The sequence below is a fragment of the Streptomyces sp. NPDC006207 genome (assembly GCF_040613835.1).
Taxonomy (GTDB): domain Bacteria; phylum Actinomycetota; class Actinomycetes; order Streptomycetales; family Streptomycetaceae; genus Actinacidiphila.
The window spans coordinates 1-21,710 of record NZ_JBEXSX010000094.1 but is presented as its reverse complement, the minus strand read 5'-3'; the positions used below and the strand labels follow the sequence as shown (position 1 = coordinate 21,710).

Here is a 21,710-nt window from a genome sequence, read left to right as displayed (position 1 = left end):
GGTCCCGGGGGCGTCCGCGTGCGGTTCACATGGTCGAGGCGGCGGGTTCCCCGGCCGGGCTGGCCAGGTGCTCCTCGGGGTGGACGCACTTGTACAGGCACTGGGTGCGGGACATCGCGAAGACGCCGTAACTGAGGACCGCGAACCCCGCCAGCGCGGGCAGCAGCCAGAAGCCGGTGCGCGGCTGCTCGCCGTAGAGCGCGACCCCCAGGCAGAAGCCGACGACGGCGTCGCCGAGCGTCAGGGCGGGCTGGGAGGCGATCAGCGGTCCCCCCTGCATCGCGGTCCCCAGCAGGAACAACGAGAACCCGCCGGCCGCGGCGAAGGCGTAGGTCTGCCAGGACAGCAGCCAGGCCGCGATCCCCTGGTGCTCCAGGACGTCCATGGACGACTTGATCAGCGCGGCCGTGAGGGCGTTGCCGACCGCCGCCGCCCCACCGAGGCAGGCGGCGCGCATCAGTCCGGTGGGCCGCCGCAGCCCGGCGAGCACCAGCGCGGCGCCGAGCCCGCCGACGATCAGCAGCGTCGGCACCCACCAGATGCCCGGCACCTGGTCCCGCCCACCGCTGGGCGCCATCGAGAAGAGGAACAGCGCCAGGCCCCCGGCGATGCACGCCACACTGGCCCACGCCTTGTGGGACAGCTCCACGTGGAAGACCATGCCGCCGATCACCAGGGCCAGCGGCAGTTCCAGGATGAACACCGGCTGGACCGCGGCGAGCGAACCGGTGCCCAGCGCCAGGGCCTGGAAGATCGCGGCGAGGATGACGCCGAGGATGCCGGCGAGCCAGACCGGGGTGCGCAGCAGGTCCTTCATCAGGCCCAGGCGCAGCGACTTCGAGGCGGGGACGGTGAGCACCGCGCGCCGCTGCAGGACCGTCCCGAAGGCGTTGCTGCAGGCCGCGAGGACGGCGAAGAGGATGGAGATCATGACAACGGCACCACTCCCGCGTGCTCGGCCGCGGTCGTCCTCGTCCGGCTCGGCGCCGGACGACGCTCGATGGTTTCTATGTCTTCGATGGGTTCGTCCCGTTTTCCGCGTAAAGGGAAAGTCTAACGTCGAACGTATGCGGAGGCCCGCCGCGGTCCGGCGGTCACCGCGCGGCCGTCACAGCGCGGCCCGGTCGCCGGTGTCCACCGGCTCCGTGGCGCGCGCCCCGCGCAGCGCGTCGGAGCGCACCTCGTCGGCGGTCAGCACGTAGCCCGTCGTGGAGTCGGCGGTGGAGCGGGCGAAGACCACCCCGTAGACACGTCCGGAGGTGTCCAGCAGCGGGCCGCCGGAGTTGCCGGGGCGCACCACGGACCGGACCTGGTAGATGTCGCGGGTGACCGTTCCGTCGCCGTAGATGTCCTGGCCGGTGGCGCGGATGCGGCCGGCCACCGTCGCGGCGCGCAGGTCGAGGCCGCCGTCCTGCGGGTAGCCCGCCACGACCGCGCCGTCACCGCTCACGGCGTCGTCGGTGAAGCTCAGCGCGGGCGCGTCCAGCCCAGGGACGTCCAGGACGGCGACGTCCTTGCCGGGGTCGAAGAGCACCACGGTGGCCCGGTAGGCCCGCCCGAGGCCGCCGACCTGCACCGCGGGTTCGTCCACCCCGGCCACCACGTGGGCGTTGGTCATGACGTGCTCGTCGGCGAAGACGAAACCGGTGCCCTCCTGGCCCTGACGGCGGCCGTCCACGAAGGCGACGCCCTCGATCTTGACGGTGCTGCGCGCGGCCGCGCCGGCCGCGGCGGTGGTGACGTTGTCCCCGGAGGGCGCGGGCACCCCGTTGACGGGCTCGGACTCGAAGGGGTTGAACACCTGCGGGAACCCGGCCTCGGCCAGTGCGCTGGTCGCCCTGCTGAACCAGGTGGGTGCCTGCCGGGGCATGGTGTCCTGGACCGCGCCGAGCACCTCGGACCCGCGGATCGACTGCGCCAGCACGCTGGAGGAGGACGTCACCAGCACGCTCGCGGCCACCCAGGCGACCAGCAGCACGGCCACGGCGTTCGCCACCGCGCCGCCCACCCCGTCGAGCCAGCGCAGCGGGCCCCAGTCCAGACCCGTCCGCACCTTCCAGGCGACCCCGGAGGCGAGGGCGTGCCCGCCGGCCGCGGGCACCAGGACGGTCAGCAGCGCGACCAGCGTCGCCCGTGGCGTGCCCGACTCGACGTACTGCAGCACGTACGGCAGCAGCCACACGCCGACCACCGCACCGCCGAGGAAGCCCGCGAGCGAGATGCAGCCCACGACCAGTCCGCGCCGGAAGCCGGCGACGGCGTAGGCGACGGTCAGCACCAGCAGCAGGAGGTCGAGCAGGTTCAACCGAGGGGCCTTTCGACGAAACCCTGTGGACCAGTGAAAACGCACATTAACTGCCCATAGGTTCCCTTTTGCGGTGCACCGCACGCAGATTCCGTCACATCTGCCCCGGGCTCCCCGGATCACCGTGGAATCGCATGGGAAAGGCCCGGCACGGCTTCCGTGTGCAACCACGGACGCCGGCACCGGGCCCTCCGTCGCACCGCACCCCGTCCCCACGGGTCGGCGCGTGCGGGACCTTCCCACCGCTCAGGGGCGGCCCCGCAGCTCATTCCCCCTACATGTGGACGACCGGGGCGGCCTCAGCATTCCCGTCCTGAGCAGGAATTCCACGCCGGTAGAGCAGGAAGCTGATCACCAGGCCGGCCGCGAAGAAGGCCGCGGCCCACCAGTAGGCCGTCGCGTAGCCCTCCAGCGCGGCCTGCGCCTTCACCAGCGGATCGGTGCGGTGGGCCAGGGCGTAGTCGGTGGCGGCACCGGTGGCCAGGGTGTTCAGCAGCGCGGTGCCGATCGAGCCGCCGACCTGCTGCATGGCGTTGACGGCGGCGGAGGCGACACCCGCGTCCTCGGCGCCGACACCGGTGGTGGCCAGGTTCATCGCGGGCGGGAAGATCAGGCCCATGCCCAGGCCGATCACCAGCAGCGGCGGCAGCACGTCGGCCGCGTAGCCGCTGTCCAGGCCGAGCCCGGTCAGCCAGGCCAGGCCCGCCGCCGCGAGGCCGAAACCGGCCGGCACCACGGGCTTCGGGCCCACCCGGGGCACCAGCACGGTGGTGGCGACCTGGGCGCCGACCATCAGGGCGCCGACCAGTGGGAGGAAGGCCAGGCCCGTCCGCACCGAGGAGTAGCCGAGGGTGAGCCGCAGATAGTAGGTGAGGAAGAGGAAGACCGCGAACATGCCGGCGCTGGAGACCAGCGAGGCGGCGAAGGAGGCGCCCCGGTTGCGGTCCAGCAGCACGCGCAGCGGCAGCAGCGGGTGCCGCGCCCGGGTCTGCCACCAGGCGAAGGCGGCCAGCAGCAGCGCGCCCGCGGCCAGGCAGCCCCACACCTGCGGCGAGCTCCAGTCGTGGCTCTCGGCGTTGGAGAAGCCGAAGACGACGGCGAACAGCCCCGCGGAGACCAGCACGGTGCCGGGCAGGTCGATCGTCGCACCGGGACGGCGGCTCGCCCGCCGCAGCAGGGCCGCGCCGCCGAGGAAGGCGACCAGCGCGAAGGCCAGGTTGACGTAGAGGGTCCAGCGCCAGTTCAGGTACTCGGTCAGCACCCCGCCGAGCAGCAGGCCGACGGCCGCCCCGGAGCCGGCGATGGCGCCGTAGATGCCGAAGGCGCGGGCGCGCTCCCTGGCGTCGGTGAAGGTCGTGGTGAGCAGCGAGAGCGCGGCGGGTGCGAGGAGCGCCCCGAAGGCTCCCTGCAGGGCCCGGGCGGTCACCAGCATCTCGAAGCTGCCGGCGGCGCCGCCGAGCGCGGAGGCCCCGGCGAAGCCCGCGACGCCGACGAGGAAGGCGGTCTTGCGGCCGAAGAGGTCCGCGATCCGGCCGCCGAGCAGCAGCAGGCTGCCGAAGGCGAGGGCGTAGGCGGTGACGATCCACTGCCGGTTGCCGTCGGTGAAGCCCAGGTCGGCCTGGGCGGAGGGGAGGGCGATGTTCACGATGGTCGCGTCGAGCACGACCATCAGCTGGGCGATGCCGATGACGGCGAGGACCCACCAGCGCTGCGCCGCCGGGGCGTCGGGCGCCTTCGTCTCGGCCCCCACGGGGGGTGCGCCGGTGCCGGCCTTCGGGTCGGCGGTGCTCTGGGACATGCGGGACGCGCTCCAGTCGGTCACGGGGAGGGCAGGGAGGGGTCGGGACGCCGGGAACCCGACGAGATACGAAACCGTTTCGTACACGTCGAGACTAGGGCCCGCCTTATCGAAACGCAAGTGTTTCGATCGCAGGGGCGCAACCGGCTGCCTAGAGTGGGAGCCGAGGACCGAGGAGGTGCGGCCGTGGCCGAGCAGCACGCGGGAGATCGCCCCGAGAGGGCGATCCTGGAACGGATCAGCGCGATGGTCTCCGACGAGCGGACCCTGCGCGAGCTCCTCAGCGAGGGGCGGGTGGACAGCGGGACCGAGCAGGCCCGGCTCGACGAACTGGAGCGCGAGCTCGACCAGTGCTGGGACCTGCTCCGCCAGCGCCGCGCCAAGACCGAGGCGGGCGGGGACCCGGGCGAGGCGAAGGTGCGCCCCTCGCACACCGTGGAGGGCTACCAGTCGTGAAGAGCGACGCACAGGTGACGGACACCCCCGGCGCGCGACGCTACGAGGCGCACGTCGGCGGCAGGCTGGCGGGCTTCGCCACGTACATCCGCACCCCCGAGATGATCGCCTTCCTGCACACCGAGGTGGACCCGGAGTTCGAGGGCCGGGGCGTGGGTTCCGCGCTCGCCCGCCACGCGCTGGACGAGGCGCGGGAGCACGGCCAGAGCGTGCTGGCGGCCTGCCCGTTCATCGCGGGCTGGATCGCGCACCACCCCGAGTACGAGGACCTGGAGTACCGGCCGCGCAGCACGGTCAGCGACTAGGCCTGTCGTCAAAGCAGTGCCGGCCGCCCGGAGGGCGGGCCCCGCGGGGTCTGGTGCGGTACTTCGCACGGCGGAGAGGCGCCCTCGTCGTGGGCTACTCGGACGATTCGCCAACGCAGCGAGGCGCCGTGCCGCGACCGGGTCCGATGCCGAGCGCCGGCAGCACCACCGCGTCGATGTAGCGGTGCATGAAGGCGGCGTCGACCTCCACGTCCTCCAGCAGGCGGCGGGTGATCACGGCGCCGAGCATCATGTGCGGCATGAACTCGGCCGCGGGGACAGCCGCGTCGATCTCCCCCCGGTCGGCGGCCCGCCCCAGCAGCTGCCGCACCCCGGTGAGCTCGGGCTCGATCAGGTGCTGGCGCATCGCCTCGGCGAGGTCGGGGTTGGTGGCGGAGGCGTGAGCCAGGCCCCGGATCAGCGGGGTGTCCACGTCCGAGCCGTCGCCGATGCGGTCGGCGAGCTCGTGCAGGTCGCCGGGGAGCGAACCGGTGTCCACGTTCTCCACGTGCACCGGCTTGGTGCACCTGAGCGCGGTCACGACCAGCTCCGGCTTGCTCTTCCACTGCCGGTAGAGGGTGGCCTTGCTGGACCGGGTGCGGGTGGCGACCGCGTCCATCGTCAGCGCGTCGTACCCGACCTCGCGCAGCAGGTCGATCACCGCGCCGTACAGCTCCTGCTCCCGCTCGGGCGTCAGCCGGGTGCGGCGCGCCGGTACGCTCGCGTCGGTCGTCATGTTCCGTGCTCCGTCTCTCGTCCCCTGCGAAACGGTTTCGTATCCCAACGACAATATGGCACCGCCCACCGAAACCGAAACGTTTCGATGGGCGGTGCACACGGTCCGGCTCACGCGCCGGCGCCGCGCGGCGTCAGGCCAGCGAGGCCGTGAGCGTGATCTCCGTGCCCGCGAGCGCCTTGCTCACCGGGCAGTTCGCCTTGGCATCCTCGGCCGCCTTGACGAACTCCGCCTCGTCGATCCCGGGCACCTCGCCCTCGACGGTCAGGTGGATGCCGGTAATCCCGGTGCCCGGCTTGAAGGTGACGTCGGCCTGCGTGCGCAGCCGGGTCGGCGGGGTGCCCGCCTTGCCCAGGCCGGCCGACAGGGCCATCGAGAAGCAGCTGGAGTGGGCGGCGGCGATGAGCTCCTCGGGGCTGGTCTTCCCGCCCGGCTCCTGGGAACGGGCGACCCAGGTCACCGGGTACTCCCCGATGCCGGAGGAGTCGAGGGTCACGACCCCGCTGCCCTCCGTCAGACTGCCGTCCCAGACGGTGTGCGCGACCCGCGTGGTGGAGTGCGGCGTGGTGGACATGGTGGATCCTCCCAAGTACGGCGTACGGCTGCGGCGGGTCCAAGTCTTCACCACCGCGCGCCGCTTCGCGAAGCGATCTCCCCCGCCGTGACGGTCGTGTTGCCCCCTGTCAAACGGGCCGTCACCCACAAGGGTGGCTGTACGCAGGGATTTCACCGACCCGCCCCCCGTCGCCGTGCCGCCGCCCTACGTTCGGGACCTGGGACGCGGACGTCAAGGAGTGAGCCTGGTGGTCGAATCCGTGCGGGTACCCATCCTCGCTTCGTGGGAGCGCTGTCAGACCGCCGGCCTCGACCCCGAACGGCTCGTGGTCCCGTACACCGACGACGTCGACCCCACCGGGGCACTGGTCCGGGCCGCCGGTCCGGTCCTCGACCGGCTCGCCGGCACGCTCTCCGGCACCCGTACCGCCGTCCTGCTCACCGACGACCGGGGGCTGGTGATCGACCGCCGGGCCGCCGAGCCGCCGCTGCTGCCCGCCCTTGACCGGGTCCGGCTCGCCCCGGGCTTCAGCTACCACGAACTCGACGCCGGGACCAACGGCATCGGCACCGCCCTGGCCGCCCGGCACCCCGTCCGCGTCTCCGGCGAGGAGCACTTCTCCGCCGCCCTGCGCGGCTTCACCTGCTTCGGCGTGCCCGTCCGCCACCCCCTCAGCGGCCGGGTGGAGGGCGTGCTCGACCTCACCAGCCTGTACGGCGACGCGCACCCCCTCATGGCCGAACTCGCCCGCGGCTGCGCCCTCGCCATCGAGCAGCGGCTCCTGGAGGAGTGCGGGGAGCGCGAACGCGCCCTGCTGCAGGGCTACCTGACCGCCGAGCACCGCGGCGCCGCGGCCGCCCCCCTGCGGCTCGACGGCGTGGGGCACATCCCCGGCGTCGGCCCGCCGGCCGGGCTCACCGACGGGGACGAGTCGGTGCTCGCCGAGACCGCGGCCGGGCTGATCGCCGCCGGACGGCGGGAGGCGCTCGAACTCCCCCTCTCCCACGGCCGCACGGCCCATCTGCTGTGCCGGCCCCTCGCGGGCGGCGCCGTCGTGGAGGTCAGCGTGCCCGGGGACGCCGGCGCGCGCGGCAACGCCCCGGGCGGGGCCGCGAGCCGCCCGCTGCTGGTCGGCGAGCCGGGGGTCGGCCGCCTGGCCGTCGCCGCGCGCCGCCGCCTGGAACTGCTCAGCGACGCCGCCCTGCGGATCGGCACCACCCTCGACGTCGCCCGCACCGCCCGCGAGATCGTCGAGGCCGCCGTGCCCCGGTTCGCCGACCACGCGACCGTCGACCTGTACTGCCCCGTCCTGGACGGCACGGCCCCCGGTGCCCCCGGTGCCCCCGGGGCGGAGCTGCGCCGGGTGGCGACGGACGGCGCGGCCCGCGGCCACGGCCCGTACGCCAGGGGCGAACCGATTCGCCTCGCCCCGGACAGCCCCCAGGCCAGAGCGCTGTACGGCGGCTCCGCGGTCCGCGACACCACCCCGGGCCCCGACGGCGAGCCGAGCGCCGTCCTCGCCGTCCCCCTGCGCGCCCGCGACACCCTGCTGGGCGTCGCCACCTTCCAACGCGCCGCGCGGACGGAACCGTTCGCCGAGGACGACCTCACCCTCGCCCGCGACCTCGCCGCCCGCGCCGCCGTCTGCATCGACAACGCGCGGCTCTTCACCCGCGAGCACCACCTCGCCCTCGAACTCCAGCGCAGCCTGCTCCCCCACGGCGTACCGGAGCAGCACGCCGTGGACGTCGCCCACCGCTACCTCCCCGCGGCGCGCGGCCGGGTCGGCGGCGACTGGTTCGACGTCATCCCGCTCTCCGGCGCGCGGGTGGCCCTGGTCGTCGGTGACGTCGTCGGGCACGGGATCCACGCCGCCGCCGCCATGGGCCGGCTGCGCACCGCCGTGCACAACTTCTCCGCCCTCGACCTGCCCCCGGACGAGCTGCTTGGCCGCCTGGACGACCTCGTCGTCCGCCTCGACGACGAGAGCGGCGCCGGTCCCGGCCTCGCCGGCGCGACCTGCCTCTACGCGGTCTACGACCCGGTCGCACGGCGCTGCCAGCTGGCCCGGGCCGGCCATCCGCCGCCCGCGCTGCTCGCCCCGGACGGCGAGGTGCGCTTCCCCGACCTGCCCGCCGGGCCGCCCCTGGGCCTGGGCGGACTCCCCTTCGAGTCCGCCGAGTTCGCGGTCCCCGAGGGCAGCGGCCTCGTCCTGTACACCGACGGCCTCATCGAGGGCCGCCACCTCGACCCGGACACCGGGATGCGCCGGCTCGGCCGCGCCCTCACCGCCGTCCCGCGGGGCTGCCCGCCGGAGGAGGTCTGCGCGGCGCTCGAGGCCGCGCTGCGCCCCGCCCCCTCCGCCGACGACGTCGTCCTGCTCGTCGCCCGCACCCGGTCCCTGGACGAGCGTCAGGTCGCCTGCTGGGACGTCCCCGACGACCCCGCGGCCGTCTCCGCGCTCCGCTCCGCGATCACCCGCCGGCTGCGCGCCTGGGGCCTCGACGAGCTCAGCTTCACCACCGAGCTGATCGCCAGCGAGCTGATCACCAACGCCATCCGCCACGGCGCCGGCCCCGTGCAGGCCAGGCTGCTGCGCGATCGGGCGCTGGTCTTCGAGGTCGCCGACGCCAGCGGCACCTCCCCCCGGCTCCGCCGCGCGGCCACCACCGACGAGGGCGGCCGCGGGATCTTCCTCGTCGCCCAGCTCTGCCGGCGCTGGGGCACCCGCTACACCGAACGGGGCAAGGTCATCTGGACGGAGCAGCAACTGCCCGCCTGAAGCTGCCCCGACCGGCGGCCGCGGACGCCGGCACCCTCGGGCGCCGCCTGCGGCCTCGCCCTGATGGCCCACCAGTCGCGCGGGATCCCGCTCCCCATGCGCCCCGGGCGATGTCCACGAAGCGCGCTCCCGGCGCCGCCGCCCGTCCCGCCCCTGGGGCCGGTCACCACGGCGGGGACGCCCCTCGCCGTACGGGTGAAGCGGCGGGACACGCTGGTTCCGGCTGTGCGCGGACGCGGTGTTGCCTACGGTGGGACCATGACCACGGCGGCAGACAGCAGCACGAACGCGAGCACGGACACCTACGACGTCATCGTCATCGGCGCGGGCCCCACCGGGGAGAACCTCGCCGACCGCACCAGGCAGGCCGGACTGACCACCGTGGTGGTCGAGGCGGAACTGGTCGGCGGCGAGTGCTCCTACTGGGCGTGCATCCCCAGCAAGGCGCTGCTGCGCCCGCAGGCCGCCCTGGACGCGGCGCGGGCGGTCGCGGGGGCACGAGAGGCGGCCGGCGGGCGGCTCGACGCCGCCGCGGTGCTGGCCCGGCGCGACTGGTGGACGGGGAACTGGAAGGACGACGGGGCGGTGGGCTGGCTGGACTCGGCCGGCATCGACCTCGTCCGGGGGCGCGGCCGGCTCGACGGCCCGCGCCGGGTCGTGGTCGACACCCCGGACGGCGGCGCGCGCGTCCTGGTCGCCCGGCACGCCGTGGCGGTCTGCACCGGTACCCGCGCGCAACTGCCCGACCTGCCCGGCATCGCCGACGACCACGTGTGGACCAGCCGCGACGCCACCAGTTCCCCCGAGGTGCCGGGGCGGCTCGTGGTGGTCGGCGGAGGCGTCGTCTGCGTCGAGATGGCGACCGCCTGGCGGTCGCTCGGCTCCGAGGTGACCGTGCTGGTCCGCGGCTCCGGGCTGCTGCCCCGCTGGGAGCCGTTCGTGGGCGAGCTCGTCGCGGACGGGATGCGCGCCGCCGGGGTGGACATCCGCACCGGCGTGTCGGTCACCGAACTGCGGAGGGCGTCGGAGTCCGGGCCGATCACCCTGGCGCTCTCGGACGGGTCGGAACTCGTCACCGACGAGGTCCTGTTCGCCACCGGCCGCGTCCCGCACACCGACGCCCTGGGCCTGGAGACGGTCGGCCTGACCCCCGGGTCGTGGCTGGACGTCGACGACACCTGCCTGGTCAAGGACGTCGAGGGCGGCTGGCTGTACTGCGCGGGCGACACCAACCACCGCGCCCTCCTCACCCACCAGGGCAAGTACCAGGGCCGTATCGCCGGCGCCGCCATCGCCGCCCGCGCCATGGGGGAACCCCTGGACACCGCCCCCTGGGGCCGGCACGCGGCCACCGCCGACAACGTCGCCGTCCCCCAGGTCGTCTTCACCGAACCCGAGGCCGCCGCCGTCGGCATCACCGCCGAGCAGGCCGAGCGGGAGGGCCGCCGCGTCAAGGTCGTGGACTACGACATCGGCAACGTCTCCGGAGCCGGGCTGTACGCCGACGGGTACAAGGGCAAGGCGCGTGCCGTCGTCGACCTGGACCGGGGTCACCTCGTCGGCGTCACCTTCGTCGGCCCGTCGGTCGGCGAACTGCTGCACTCCGCCACCATCGCCGTCGCCGGCGAGGTGCCGCTGGAACGGCTGTGGCACGCCGTACCGGCCTTCCCCACGATGAGCGAGGTGTGGCTGCGGCTGCTGGAGACCTACCGGGACGCGCCGGACGGCGAAGGCTGACGGAGACGGCGGCCCCGGGCGCCTGCCGATAGGATCGCGCCCTGCTCGTCGAGTCCAGGTCGAGGGGACAGCTGAGGTGGGGATTTTCCGGCGCGGGCCGAAGCGTGACCAGCGGGACGCACCCCGCGACCCCGAGTACGCCTTCTTCTCGGTGGACGAGGGCGCGCGCTTCCGCGCGATCGTGCGCGAGTCGTTCGCCGAACTCGGGCTGGAGGTCACGGTCTTCGCGGACATGGTGACCGACGACTCCGGCCGTCGCTTCGGGCTCGGCAACCTCGCCGCGCTGTGCCACAACGACCGGCGCGGCCCGCGCGTGTGGCCGCTGCTGGCGCGGGAGCACATCGGTGCGGTGCTGCGCACCCTCGACGGGCCCTCGCCGCTGGAGACCCTGCCCGCCGAGGAGATCCGCGAACGGCTCTACCCGCGTCTGGTCACCCCCGAGGCGATCGACCCGGAGACCTTCCGCTACGCCCGGATCGCCGCGCCCGGGCTGCTGGAGGTGCTCGCCCTGGACCTCCCGGAGAGCGTGATGACGCTCGCCGACCACGCCCTGGTCCCGCTCGGCGACGCCCGTGAGCTGCGCGGCCGCGCCCTGCTCAACCTGCGCGACCTGCCGGTGGAACGGCACGAGGTGGTCCGGCACGCCGACGTGCGCTTCGACGTCCTCGTCGGGGACTCCTTCTTCACCGCCGCCCGGGTGCTGGTCCTGGACGAGCTGGTGGAACGGGTCACCGGGGAGCCGCTGACCGCCGACGGGGCGCTGGTGGCCATGCCGTTCCGGCACCAGCTGGCCTTCCACGCCATCCGTGACAGCGGCGTCATCCCGGCGCTCAACGGCATGGCGGGTTTCGCGGCGGCGGGCCACGAGGACGCGGTGGGCCCCATCAGCCCGTACGTCTACTGGTGGCGGGACGGCGTGCTGACCCAGCTCAGCCGGAAGGACGGCGACGGGCTGCTGATCACCGTCGGCGAGGAGTTCCAGGACGTCCTCGAACGCCTCGTGCCCGACCAGGCGGGCGAGGAGAGATGAACGACGGCCGGCCGGGCGGGACGACCGTCAGACCGCTGATAGGCGTGGGCCCCGAGGGGCCCGCGCCCGACTACGCCGAACTGTTCCCCGACACGCAGCACGGCACGGGCGGTGGCCCCGGCGACCCGCAGGAGCCGCGGCGGGTACCGCACCCGGCGGGCGGGCACCGCAGGGCGCGCGGCGGGGCGGCCCGCCCCCGGCGGCGCCTGCGGGCCGTCGTCACCGTGGCCGGGGCGGTCGCCGGCGTCGGTGTCCTGGCCCTGCTCGGGCACCTTGTCACCGGTCCGGGCGGGGCCGACCGCGCGCTGCCCGATCCGAGCACCTCGCCGCCGCGGCTCGCGCTGCCCACCCTGCCGGACTCCGACGGCACCGCGGAGCCCTCGCGCGGCGCCCCGGTCCCGTCGGCGCGCACGGGCGCGGGCGAGGCCTCCCTGTCCGCCTCCGGCTCCGGTTCCGCGTCCGGCACCCTGCCACGGGCCTCCGCCACGGGCACCGCGACCGCCGCCCCGGGCGGCACCACCGGCACCGCGACCGCCGGTTCCGGCGCGGTGCTCAAGCCCGGTTCGCGCGGCCCCGAGGTCGTGGCGCTGCAGCAGCGGCTCACCCAGGTCCAGCTCTACGACGGTCCGGCCGACGGCAAGTACGACGGCAGCGTCAAGTACGCCGTCCAGCGGTACCAGATGGGCTACGGCGTCACGGGCGACACCTCCGGGTTCTACGGCCCCGCCACGCGCCGTTCGCTGGAGTCGGTCACCACGGCGCCCTGAGGCCGCAGCGGGTTCGGCAGCGGCAGGTAGCGGGCGGCGGCGCCGTCCGCGCCGGTCCAGCGCAGCAGCAGGTTGGTCTTCGCGGGGATGTACGGGGCGGCGAGCAGCTCCCGCACGGGCGCCGGGTCCCCCTGACCGGCCACCCACTCCACGAGGAACGCCCGGGCCCGCGCCCACAGCACCGGCGTGAGCTCCGGGTGGCGTTCGGCGACCGCGCCCGCGATCTCCAGCAGGTTGTTGGTGACGAGGCAGTAGACCAGCCGTTCCCAGCCGTGGGCGGCGTCCACGCCGGGCCCGGGCGCGTCCGGACGTGCGTGGCGGCCGAGCAGCTCGTGGTGCCGCTCCTCGACCAGCTTGACGCCCTCGTGGTCGCGGAAGAGCGCCTGGCCGGGCACGCCGTCGGCGTCCACGGCGACGAGCACGTTCTGCAGGTGGCACTCCAGCACCGCACCGTGCCGGAGGTACGCGTGCAGCACCGGTGGCACGACCTGCCGCAGGTACGCCTCCCACCAGGCCAGCGCGCCGTCCACGGTCAGGCCCGGCGCGGCGAGCGGGCTGCCCTCGTACCCCTCGGCGACGGCCGCTGCGAGCAGCGGGGTCAGCCCGGGGCGCAGGTGCTCCCCGAAGCCGTCCCGGACGAGCACGGCCAGCCCCTCGAACGCGTCCCGGCCGCCCAGGTCGGCGGTCCGGTAGCCGCGGTCGGACAGGACGTCCGCCTCCGGTACCGCGCGCAGCACCTCGTCCACCGGCCCGAGCCAGCGCAGGTCGTGCCGCCACAGCCGGCGGATGTCGTTGGTGATCCGCACGTCGAGGCTGAACTTCAGGAAGAGGTCGGCGTCCGGCAGGTAGACCGTCCGCAGGGACGCCGTCGGCACGGCCGGTACGGCGGTGTGCCCCAGACGCAGCAGACGTCCGTCCCGGAACGCGGGGAGGCCGCCCAGCAGGGCCAGCTGCCAGGGGTGCGCGGGCAGGACCCGGTAGCCCTCGGGGACGTCCGGGTACAGCCGGTCGAGCACCGAGGTGTCGCCCTCACCGGCCAGCAGGTCCGCCCGGACCGCGAGCAGCGTGAGCGGGAAGCTCGTGTGCGCCTCCGGCGCGTACGGCAGCCAGCTCTCCGGCGGGCCGCCGCCGCGGGTCTTGGGGGCGGGGTGGTGGCGGTGGCCGGCCACCAGGGCCTGCTCGGAGCGCAGGTACGGATCGGCGGGCGGCGGCGCGTGCTCGCGGGCCTCCAGCAGGGCGGCGAGCACGTCGCGGCTGTCGCCGATCTCGGCGGGCAGCCCGGTGCCCGCGACACCGGTGCGCGCGGTGAGCTCCGCGGCGGCGACGTCGACCAGCGCCTCCAGCGGGAGCGGCCGCCAGCCGTCCCCGGCGCGCAGCTCGGGCCCGGCGGGATGGCGCCCGGCCCGCACCCGCAGCAGCCGGCCGGTCGCGGGCAGCCGGTGGACCGGACGGCCCCCGTCCTCGCCCGCGGCCTCGGCGAGCTCGCGCAGCAGGCAGTTCAGCAGGGCCGTCGCGGAGAGCGCCTCGGCGCGGTCCCAGGCGTCACCCACGACGGCTCGTTCCCGCTGGTCGGTGCCCTGGTCGATGCACGGTCGGCCGCCTCCTCGTAGGGTAGGGACCCATCATGTACCCGCACTCGGCGGCTGCGACGCGGCGCCCCCTGGAGACGGCGTTCGCGACCGAGCTGGCGACGCTCCGCCCCGACCTGCACGACGCGTACACCGCCGCGCTCCCCGGTGCGCGCGCCGCCGTCCTCGGCCGTCTGTGGCGTGCCCTGCTCCTGGAACCCCTGCCGGGCATCGCCTCGCGCGGCCCGGACCGCGTGCTGTTCCTCGACGGCCGGGTGCTCACCGGGCCGCGGCGGCTGCCGCACGACCTGGGGTCGCCGGACGAGCCCGCCCTGCCCCTGCTGCTGGACGGCCGGTCCCACGACCACCCGGCCGCCCTGGTGGAGGCCCTCGGGCTGCCGGGATCGGGCCTGCTGCGCGACGAACTCGACGACAGCGTCGCCTCGTTGGCCCTGTCCCTGGCGGGCGCCGCGGGCCTGGCGGGGCACGGCGGCCGGCCGCCGACCCTCGCCTCCTTCGAGCAGGGCGTCGTCGACGGCCATCCCTACCACCCGTGCTGCCGCAGCCGTCCCGGCTTCTCCGTGGCCGAGCAACTGGCCTACGGGCCCGAGCACCGGCCCGTCGTCGCCCTCGACCTCGTCGCCGTCCCGGCCGCCCGCTCCCTGGTCACGGGCGCCTGGCCGGACCGGTTCCGCGACGGCAACCGGGTCCTGCTGCCCGTCCACCCCTGGCAGACCCGGCACATCCTGCCCGCCCTGGGGCTGCGCCCGTACGCCGAGGCCGCGGTCCTCACCCGGCCGCTGATGTCGGTGCGCACCCTCGCCCCGCTCGACGGCGGGCCGCATCTGAAGACGGCGCTGAGCATGCGGATGACCTCGGCCGTCCGCGACATCTCGGCCCGCTCGGTGACCGACAGCGAGCCGCTGTCCGCGCTGCTGGACGAGCTGACCCTGCGGCTCGGCGGCGGCACGCTGCGCGTCACCCGCAACCTCGCGGCGGCCGCCGCCGTCGTCGGCGGTGAGGCCAGCCCCGACCTCGCGGCGCTGCTGCGGGAGTCCCCGTCCGGTTTCGCCGACCCGGCGGCCGGGGAGAGCGTGCTGCCCGTCGCCGCGCTCACCGGGCGGCCCGCCGACGGCGGGCCGCCCCTGCTCCGCTCACTGCTCACGGCCGCGGGACCGGGCGCCCCGCACGACGGCACCGCCTGGCTCACCGCCTTCGCCCGGCTCGCACTGCCGGCCATGCTGCGGCTGCTGTCCCAGGGCGTCGCCCTGGAGGCGCACGGGCAGAACCTCCTGGTCGTCCTCGACCGGCACGCCCGGCCGCTGCGGCTGGTCTACCGCGACCTGGCCGACGTCCGGATCAGCCCGGCCCGCCTCGCCCGGCACGGCATCACCGTGCCCCCGCTCGGCCGGGGCCTGAGCGACGACCCCGCGGTCCTGCACGCCAAGCTCTACGGCTCCCTGGTCGCCACCACGTTCGGCAGCCTCGTCTCCGCGCTCGGCGAGGCCCATCGCCCCACCGAGGCACGGCTGTGGGCCGCGGTGCGCACCGAGGCCGCCCGTGCCTTCGACGCCCTTCCCGCCACGGCGGACACCCGCACCGACCGCGCGGCCCTGCTCGCCGCCCCCGAACTCCCCGTCAAGGCGCTCACCTTGATGCGGCTGGAGACCTCCGCGAGCGGCGACCACTGGACGGGCCTGCCCAACCCCCTGCGCTGACCACCCGATCCGGCGGCCCGGGACGTTCGCGCCCGGCGACCAGATGACGCCGCCGAACGGCACGAGCAGCGCACCGCTCCCCCGTGCCGGAACGGCCACGACGAGAGGCCGCCGACCAGACAGAAGGCCAGGACGGACGCGCACGTGGCGACCAGCACACGGGTGCGCCCCGCCCGGGCCACCAACGAAGACCACTGGACGGGCCTGCCCAACCCCCTGCGCTGACCACCCGATCCGGCGGCCCGGGACGTTCGCGCCCGGCGACCAGATGACGCCGCCGAACGGCACGAGCAGCGCACCGCTCCCCCGTGCCGGAACGGCCACGACGAGAGGCCGCCGACCAGACAGAAGGCCAGGACGGACGCGCACGTGGCGACCAGCACACGGGTGCGCCCCGCCCGGGCCACCAACGAAGACCACTGGACCGGCCTGCCCAACCCCCTGCGCTGACCACCCGATCCGGCGGCCGGAGCTGGGCATCGGGCCGGGGTCAGGCCCTCGGCCGGAGGGAGCCGTCGTCCAGGAGCCATTCGCGGTGCAGGGCGCCGAGCGGGACGCGCTGCTCCATGAGCGGGGTGCCGAAGACGCCCAGGCGCAGTTGCAGCGCCCCGGTGAGGTCCACACCGCCGTACAGCGTCCAGGCCAGGGCCGCGGAACCGGCGCTGCCCCGGGACGCGGCGCCGGCCGTGGCCTCACCGCGCAGGTAGGGCGCGAGGTCGGCGGTGACCCCCACGGCCCCGTACAGGCCGACGCTCGCCTCGGCGCCGACCGTGGCCTTGACCCGGCCGGTGGCGGTCAGCGCGGCGCGGACCGGGGTGCTCGTCATGTCGGCCGCGGTGACCGGCCGCCAGCCCGCGGTCCGCTCGTAGTCGCCGCCGAGGCGGAAGCCGCCCTTGAGGTCCTGCCGTACGTCGACGCTCACCGTGCCGTCCGCCTCGACCTGGAGGTAGCAGGTCAGGTCGAGGTTGACGACCACCGGGACCGGCCCGACCTGGATGACCGGGTCCGCGTGCAGCCTGGCGAAGGGCACCCGCAGCGGCCGGCCGCCGTCCGCCGGCACGGCTGCCCGGCCGCGCACCTCCCAGCCGGAGGTCCACCGTCCCGACAGGCCGAGGAACGCGGCGTCGGGCGAGAGCGCCGGACCGCCGTCGTAGGAGAACTCGACCTCGGGCGCGACCTCGACGTAACCGGACACCCGCAGGCCCGCGGCGGGCACCCCGCCCTCCGCGCCGACGTCCAGGCGCAGGCTGCCCAGGGGCAACCGGGCACCGCCCGGGCCTGTCGTACGGCTGCCCGGCGTGGCCCGGGAGACCTCGACGTCCGCCACCAGGGGCTCGACGTCGACCTCCGCGGGGTCGACCGGCACGGTGCCCTCGGCCTTGTCCCGGCCGAGCAGGGCGCTCATCGTGGCGGGCGCCGTCTCGACCCGGGTCCGTGTGCCGTCGCCGTCCAGGACGCGGGTGACCTCGGCCAGCAGCCCGTCGGGGGCGCCCGGGGCAGGACCGCTGGCGATCACGTCGCCGGTCCGCGGCGCCTCGGCGGCGGAGATGACGGCCCGCCGGGTCCTGTCGTCGTACGAGGCGACCTTGAGCGCCGCCCGCCGGGCGCGCCCGTCGCCGCCTGCCCGGGCGACGGCGGTCGAGGTGTTCGTGGGCGCCGCCTTGACGGCGAGGTCGTGGGACGGCGCGGCCTGGACGCCGGCCGCGGCCCGCGCGGTGGCGGACGGCGGTGCGGCCGGGGCGGAGGTGGCGGCCGAGGGGGCGGCGGCGGCCGAGCACCCGGCGAGCAGCAGGGAGACGGCCGCGGCGGCGGCCAAGCGGACGTGCCTGGAGGCGGATGCGCGCATGGAGGGTCCTCGGAGCGTGTGGTGGGGGGTACGCACGGCAGAGAGGGCGACCCGCGACTTACCGACGGGTAACAACCGCCCCGAGCATCCCGCGTGGCCCGGGCGCCCCGTGACGGATCCACCCCCGGCCCTGCCATGACCTCGGTCACACGCCACGCCCCCCGCCCCGGCCGCGGACGTTGTCGGTCCCGCCCCCTACCGTGGCCGCCATGTCCGAACCGTCCGACGCCCCGCAGTCCTTCACGACGTTGTGGACCAACGACCTCTGCCGCCGGCTGACGCGCGACGGCTACACCGGACGCCCGCTCCGCGTCCTGTTCGGCGGCCCGCACCAGTCCCTGCCCAGCTTCCGGCTCGCGGGCGTACGGCCCGGCGACCGCGTCTTCCCGCTGCGCGTCCACCGGACCAGGCTCCATGTGCTGGGCCGCCTGGAAGTGGCACGGATCATCCCGTACGAGGAGGCCGCGGACGAGCTGGCGAAGCTGCCCGACTGGTCGCCGCTGGAGGGCGGTTGCGTGTCCGAGGTACTGGTCGGCCCACCCGGCACCCCGCTCGACTTCGGCACCACCGTCCCCGGCGAGCTGCTGGAACGGCTCACCTACCGCTCGCGCCGCGCCGAACGCCGGCTGCGGTTCGTCGAGGACGGCCGTCTGATGCGGTCGGTCGGCCTCCAGGGCGTCTACCGGCTCGCGCCCGGGTCGGCCGCCGAACTCGACCGCCTCGTCGAGGCGGCCGCCGCACCCACCGCCGGTCCCGCCGAGGTGACCGTCAGCCCCGGATGACGCCCGCCGCCCGCGCCGCCGCCAGCCACTGCGGGAACTCCTCCATCAGCGCCGCGTACAGCTCGGCGTCCGACGCCGCCGCGGGCTCCTCCCCGGCGGCGTGGAAACCGGCGTTGTCCACCACCCGCTTGGCGGGCACCGGGAGTTCGTCCAGCTTGCGCAGGAAGTCGAAGTCCTTGCCCTCCGGATCCCCGAAGCCGACGAACTGCCAGAAGAGCGGCAACCCGGCCGCGGAGCACAGCAGCCGCTCGGCGGCCGTGCGTGAGGAAGGACCGCCGTCCGTCTGGAAGATGACGAACGCGGGCTGCGTCGCGCCGGACGCCCGGTAGTGGTCGATCACCGCCTGCATCGCCAGGTGGTAGTTGGTGCGGCCCATGTGGCCGTAGCTGTCGTGGAGCGCGTTGATCCGCCCCTCGTAGCCGTCGAGGCCGATCTCGGCGACGCCGTCCACCTCGGTGGAGAAGAAGACCACCGGCACGACCCCGTCGTCGTCGAGGTTCGCCGCGAGCCCCAGGGCCTGCTCGGCCAGCCGCTGCACCGTGCCGTCCCGGTAGTGCCGCCGCATGCTGCCGGACCGGTCCAGCACCAGGTACACCGCGGCCCGTTCCCCTGCGACCCCGGACTTCTCCAGCGACACCCGGGCACCCTTGTACAGGCTCACCAGCCCGGGCGCCGCCGCCTGCACCTTCTCCAGACCGATGGCCATTGCGCCCCGCCCCCTCACGCTCGCGCTTCCTCTTCCGCCCCGATCGTGCCACCTCCACCCGCCCGGGGTCACCGGTCAGGTGACGCTCCACAGCCGCCGGTAGAAGGCGGTCCGCTCCGGATCGGGGGCGATGCCGTACGCGTCCAGGAGCGCGTCCTCCCAGCCGGGGCCGTAGTTCCACTCGGTGCTCCAGGTGGCGACGGCCAGGTCGGCCCAGCGGTCGGCCAGCCCGAGGGCGCCCATGTCGACGTGGCCCGACCAGGTCCCGTCTTCCCCGAGCAGCGTGTTGGGCGCGCAGGGGTCGCCGTGGCACACCACGAGCCGCTCGACGGGCGGCGCCGGCGGCAGGTCCCCCGGCACGTCCCTGCCCGACCGCCGGGCGCGTTCCAGGCGGGTGCCGACGGACCAGTCGTACGGGCAGCGGTCCACGGGCAGCCGCTCGTGCAACGCGCGCAGCCCGGCTCCCAGCGCACGCACCGCGGTGCCGGGATCCGCCGTCCAGCGCGGGCTGACGGCACTCTCCCCGGGCAGCCCGCGCGTCACCAGCCAGGCCCCGTCCCCGTCCGCCCCGTGCTCCAGCACGGGCGGCACGGGTGTGAAGCGGCCCGCCCACTCCAGGCGCTCCGCCTCGGCCCCCAGATCCAGCCCCGAGCCCGCCGGCGCCCACTTGGCGAACAGCCGGTCCTCCCCCGCCCCCAGCCGGAACGTCACCCCGCCCGCCTCGTTCCGCCACACCGGCAGCGGCGTCCGCTCCCCCGCCAGCGCCCCGATCGGCGCGGGCACCTCCACCTCGCCGTCCGGCGGCCCCGAAATCCCCACCGTCGCATGCTCCCCCCGAACCCCGCCGAAGGCCAGCCCATGTCCCGCGGCCGGGGCGGCGCGCAGCCGGGCCCCGTAGCGAGGCCCGTGCTCCAGCAGGGCGAGCAGCCCGTGGCGGATCGACATACCGAGTATGTCGGGCCCCGCCAACGCTCGCCGCGAGCACCTGCCGTGCGAAGGTGCGCTCCATGAAGGCCCGTTCACAACCCTCGGCCCGGGCCCCCCGCCACCGGGGAACACACGACCCGCGAAGACACCTGCGCCGACGCAGGCGTATTCGCTGGCGAAGGCAGCACATCATCGGGTAAGCAAGGAGCGGCGGCCCGGAATCGAGGGTCCGCCGGCGCGCCCTGGGTGCGCCGCAGCAGCAGCATGCGAAGGACGAACACCGTGGCATCTGGCGTCGTGAAGTGGTTCAACGCGGAGAAGGGCTTCGGCTTCATCGAGCAGGACGGGGGAGGGCCGGACGTGTTCGCCCACTACTCGAACATCGCCGGCAACGGCTACCGCGAGCTCACGGAGGGTGAGCACGTCACCTTCGACGTGACGCAGGGACAGAAGGGCCCGCAGGCGGAGAACATCGTCCGCGGCTGACGGGCCCCTGCCCCGCGCACTGAGTCACGCCACCCGCGGTGGCGCCGACCCCAGGCGCGGCGGCCCGGCAGACCGCAACTCGGTCTGCCGGGCCGTGTCCGCCGGGCGTGTCCGCCGGCCGGGAACGACTCAGGACACGCTCTTGTAGGCCTTCCAGCCCGTCGCGATCTTCACACGGGCGGCGAAGGTGCCCTTGCCGTGACCGGTCTGCCGGTAGAGGACGCCGGCGGTGTCCCGGGCCACCAGGTCAGCCTTGCCGTCGCCCGTGATGTCACCGCCGCCGACGACCGCGTTGTACGTGGCGCCCCCAGTCCTTCGCGACCAGGACCCGGGCCTTGAACGCGCCCTTGCCGTCGCCCTCGTAGCGCCACAGCTCGTTGGACTTGTCCTGGGCCAGCAGATCGCCGAACCCGTCCCCGTTCAGATGCCCCGCGCCGATGAGCCTCTTGTACTCGCCCCACGACGCCCGGATCCGCTTGCCCGCCGCCAGCTTCCCACCGCTCGTCGCGGCGAACAGGTAGATGTCGCCGTTGGAGGACTTGCGCGCGATCAGATCGGCACGGCCGTCGCCCGTCACGTCCCCCGGCGAGGTCAGCACGTTGTACTGCTGGAAGCCGGTGCCCAGGGAGGTGTACGGCGTCGACGTCGTGACCGCCTTGCCGCAGCCCGGCTTGTACGCCCGCAGGGTGCCGCTGCTGAAGCGCACGATCACGTCGTTGCACCGGTCACCGCTCACGTCGCCGTACCAAACCCCGCGTGAACCGGGCGTGAGACGTTCTTCGGCGAACTGAAGGCCAAGCAGGGCCGTGCTCCTGGCCGTTGGCCGGACCGCCTCGATCGGAGCCCTTCCCGGTCGGGGTCCTGCCCCGGCCGTGAGCCGGGACATGGACTGTCCCTGCGCCTCGTCTGCCACGGCTGGCGGTACGGCGGATCACGAATCGGCTTAGTGGAGGTCGTCCACGGCCTCAGGGGACGTCTGCACCTGCCCTCGTGAGCACGCCGGCTCAGTCCTCTTCGGGGCGATCGGGGCGGACGGCGATGTGGTCGGGTTCGAGTTCGAGCATGACGCGGTTGCGGATGTCGAGGGCCTGGGTGTAGTCGCGGGGGAGTTGGAGGCGTCCGGAGCGGTCGACGGTGGCGTACTCGCTGGCGTGGACGGTGGTGCGGCCTTCGTCGTCGACGCTGGTGCGGCGGACGACTTCGGA

General features: G+C 75.0%; 20 protein-coding genes and 1 pseudogene. 9 read left to right on the top strand and 12 right to left on the bottom strand.

Features of this window, described 5'->3' with window-relative positions:
* Positions 1-25: 25 nt before the first annotated feature.
* From ABZ312_RS41850 to ABZ312_RS41840, 3 genes are all read right to left on the bottom strand, one after another.
* Positions 26-931, bottom strand: coding sequence for a DMT family transporter (locus ABZ312_RS41850; RefSeq protein ID WP_500439973.1), 906 nt, complete (start codon positions 929-931; stop codon positions 26-28).
* A 177-nt stretch (positions 932-1,108) separates the two neighbouring features.
* On the bottom strand, positions 1,109-2,305 hold the full coding sequence (locus tag ABZ312_RS41845) for a MarP family serine protease (RefSeq protein ID WP_500439972.1): 1,197 nt from the start codon (positions 2,303-2,305) through the stop codon (positions 1,109-1,111).
* 274 nt (positions 2,306-2,579) lie between these two features.
* Positions 2,580-4,103 carry an MFS transporter gene (locus ABZ312_RS41840; RefSeq protein ID WP_500439971.1) on the bottom strand — a complete coding sequence of 508 codons (1,524 nt, stop codon included), beginning with the start codon at positions 4,101-4,103 and terminating at the stop codon, positions 2,580-2,582.
* Between the two features lie 186 nt (positions 4,104-4,289).
* On the opposite strand from ABZ312_RS41840, the gene ABZ312_RS41835 reads away from it, so the two are divergent.
* Together ABZ312_RS41835 and ABZ312_RS41830 are read left to right on the top strand one after the other, a co-directional pair.
* Positions 4,290-4,559, top strand: coding sequence for a DUF2630 family protein (locus ABZ312_RS41835; protein ID WP_500328961.1), 270 nt, complete (start codon positions 4,290-4,292; stop codon positions 4,557-4,559).
* Entirely contained in the window at positions 4,556-4,864 is a 309-nt protein-coding gene (locus ABZ312_RS41830) for a GNAT family N-acetyltransferase (RefSeq protein WP_500328960.1), read from the top strand. Before ABZ312_RS41835 ends, ABZ312_RS41830 begins: the two co-directional genes overlap by 4 nt.
* A gap of 94 nt (positions 4,865-4,958) precedes the next feature.
* Here the strand turns inward: ABZ312_RS41830 and ABZ312_RS41825 are convergent, their stop codons facing one another.
* On the bottom strand, positions 4,959-5,600 hold the full coding sequence (locus tag ABZ312_RS41825; RefSeq protein WP_500439970.1) for a TetR/AcrR family transcriptional regulator: 642 nt from the start codon (positions 5,598-5,600) through the stop codon (positions 4,959-4,961).
* 133 nt (positions 5,601-5,733) lie between these two features.
* Positions 5,734-6,174, bottom strand: a complete 441-nt coding sequence (locus tag ABZ312_RS41820; protein ID WP_499512309.1) for an OsmC family protein — start codon at positions 6,172-6,174, stop codon at positions 5,734-5,736.
* Between the two features lie 229 nt (positions 6,175-6,403).
* Between ABZ312_RS41820 and ABZ312_RS41815 the strand changes: the two genes are divergently transcribed.
* The 4 genes from ABZ312_RS41815 (at position 6,404) to ABZ312_RS41800 (ending at position 12,472) form a co-directional block, all read left to right on the top strand.
* Positions 6,404-8,938 carry a SpoIIE family protein phosphatase gene (locus tag ABZ312_RS41815; RefSeq protein ID WP_500439969.1) on the top strand — a complete coding sequence of 845 codons (2,535 nt, stop codon included), beginning with the start codon at positions 6,404-6,406 and terminating at the stop codon, positions 8,936-8,938.
* A gap of 258 nt (positions 8,939-9,196) precedes the next feature.
* A complete protein-coding gene (locus tag ABZ312_RS41810; RefSeq protein WP_500328957.1) occupies positions 9,197-10,675 on the top strand; it encodes a dihydrolipoyl dehydrogenase family protein in 1,479 nt (492 codons plus the stop codon).
* A 76-nt stretch (positions 10,676-10,751) separates the two neighbouring features.
* Entirely contained in the window at positions 10,752-11,705 is a 954-nt protein-coding gene (locus ABZ312_RS41805) for a hypothetical protein (protein WP_500357755.1), read from the top strand.
* Positions 11,702-12,472, top strand: coding sequence for a peptidoglycan-binding domain-containing protein (locus tag ABZ312_RS41800; RefSeq protein WP_500439968.1), 771 nt, complete (start codon positions 11,702-11,704; stop codon positions 12,470-12,472). Before ABZ312_RS41805 ends, ABZ312_RS41800 begins: the two co-directional genes overlap by 4 nt.
* On the opposite strand, the gene ABZ312_RS41795 is transcribed toward ABZ312_RS41800, so the two are convergent.
* The gene (locus ABZ312_RS41795; protein ID WP_500439967.1) at positions 12,421-14,022 is read right to left on the bottom strand and encodes an IucA/IucC family protein; all 1,602 of its coding nucleotides are present in this window, start codon (positions 14,020-14,022) and stop codon (positions 12,421-12,423) included. The two genes, ABZ312_RS41800 and ABZ312_RS41795, sit on opposite strands and share 52 nt — an antisense overlap.
* A gap of 74 nt (positions 14,023-14,096) precedes the next feature.
* Between ABZ312_RS41795 and ABZ312_RS41790 the strand changes: the two genes are divergently transcribed.
* The gene (locus tag ABZ312_RS41790; RefSeq protein ID WP_500439966.1) at positions 14,097-15,758 is read left to right on the top strand and encodes an IucA/IucC family protein; all 1,662 of its coding nucleotides are present in this window, start codon (positions 14,097-14,099) and stop codon (positions 15,756-15,758) included.
* 490 nt (positions 15,759-16,248) lie between these two features.
* Here the strand turns inward: ABZ312_RS41790 and ABZ312_RS41785 are convergent, their stop codons facing one another.
* Positions 16,249-17,604, bottom strand: coding sequence for a hypothetical protein (locus ABZ312_RS41785; protein WP_500439965.1), 1,356 nt, complete (start codon positions 17,602-17,604; stop codon positions 16,249-16,251).
* 209 nt (positions 17,605-17,813) lie between these two features.
* Between ABZ312_RS41785 and ABZ312_RS41780 the strand changes: the two genes are divergently transcribed.
* Positions 17,814-18,386 carry a hypothetical protein gene (locus ABZ312_RS41780; protein WP_500328951.1) on the top strand — a complete coding sequence of 191 codons (573 nt, stop codon included), beginning with the start codon at positions 17,814-17,816 and terminating at the stop codon, positions 18,384-18,386.
* Here ABZ312_RS41780 and ABZ312_RS41775 read toward each other — a convergent pair.
* From ABZ312_RS41775 to ABZ312_RS41765, 3 genes and pseudogenes are all read right to left on the bottom strand, one after another.
* Positions 18,373-19,092, bottom strand: a complete 720-nt coding sequence (locus tag ABZ312_RS41775; protein ID WP_500361008.1) for a vWA domain-containing protein — start codon at positions 19,090-19,092, stop codon at positions 18,373-18,375. The genes ABZ312_RS41780 and ABZ312_RS41775 overlap by 14 nt on opposite strands.
* Positions 19,093-19,167: 75 nt before the next feature.
* Positions 19,168-19,875: an aminoglycoside 3'-phosphotransferase gene (locus tag ABZ312_RS41770; protein WP_500439977.1), complete on the bottom strand. Its 708-nt coding sequence runs from the start codon at positions 19,873-19,875 to the stop codon at positions 19,168-19,170.
* Between the two features lie 96 nt (positions 19,876-19,971).
* A pseudogene (locus tag ABZ312_RS41765) lies at positions 19,972-20,037 on the bottom strand (PadR family transcriptional regulator); the annotation flags it as partial.
* A gap of 264 nt (positions 20,038-20,301) precedes the next feature.
* On the opposite strand from ABZ312_RS41765, the gene ABZ312_RS41760 reads away from it, so the two are divergent.
* A complete protein-coding gene (locus tag ABZ312_RS41760; RefSeq protein ID WP_499512323.1) occupies positions 20,302-20,505 on the top strand; it encodes a cold-shock protein in 204 nt (67 codons plus the stop codon).
* Between the two features lie 271 nt (positions 20,506-20,776).
* On the opposite strand, the gene ABZ312_RS41755 is transcribed toward ABZ312_RS41760, so the two are convergent.
* Complete coding sequence (locus tag ABZ312_RS41755) at positions 20,777-21,241, bottom strand: FG-GAP repeat domain-containing protein (protein ID WP_500439964.1); 465 nt, start codon at positions 21,239-21,241, stop codon at positions 20,777-20,779.
* Positions 21,242-21,509: 268 nt separating this feature from the next.
* Positions 21,510-21,710 (bottom strand): AbrB/MazE/SpoVT family DNA-binding domain-containing protein (locus ABZ312_RS41750; RefSeq protein ID WP_500439963.1); only part of this gene is annotated, 201 nt, incomplete at its 5' end.

What these genes read in the sequence shown, in the direction of transcription:
- ABZ312_RS41810 (WP_500328957.1), top strand. Translation starts at nt 9,197, where the DNA reads ATGACCACGGCGGCAGACAGCAGCACGAACGCGAGCACGGACACCTAC.
- ABZ312_RS41785 (WP_500439965.1), bottom strand. Translation starts at nt 17,604, where the DNA reads ATGCGCGCATCCGCCTCCAGGCACGTCCGCTTGGCCGCCGCCGCGGCC.
- ABZ312_RS41820 (WP_499512309.1), bottom strand. Translation starts at nt 6,174, where the DNA reads ATGTCCACCACGCCGCACTCCACCACGCGGGTCGCGCACACCGTCTGG.
- ABZ312_RS41800 (WP_500439968.1), top strand. Translation starts at nt 11,702, where the DNA reads ATGAACGACGGCCGGCCGGGCGGGACGACCGTCAGACCGCTGATAGGC.
- ABZ312_RS41780 (WP_500328951.1), top strand. Translation starts at nt 17,814, where the DNA reads ATGTCCGAACCGTCCGACGCCCCGCAGTCCTTCACGACGTTGTGGACC.
- ABZ312_RS41840 (WP_500439971.1), bottom strand. Translation starts at nt 4,103, where the DNA reads ATGTCCCAGAGCACCGCCGACCCGAAGGCCGGCACCGGCGCACCCCCC.
- ABZ312_RS41775 (WP_500361008.1), bottom strand. Translation starts at nt 19,092, where the DNA reads ATGGCCATCGGTCTGGAGAAGGTGCAGGCGGCGGCGCCCGGGCTGGTG.
- ABZ312_RS41825 (WP_500439970.1), bottom strand. Translation starts at nt 5,600, where the DNA reads ATGACGACCGACGCGAGCGTACCGGCGCGCCGCACCCGGCTGACGCCC.
- ABZ312_RS41790 (WP_500439966.1), top strand. Translation starts at nt 14,097, where the DNA reads ATGTACCCGCACTCGGCGGCTGCGACGCGGCGCCCCCTGGAGACGGCG.
- ABZ312_RS41850 (WP_500439973.1), bottom strand. Translation starts at nt 931, where the DNA reads ATGATCTCCATCCTCTTCGCCGTCCTCGCGGCCTGCAGCAACGCCTTC.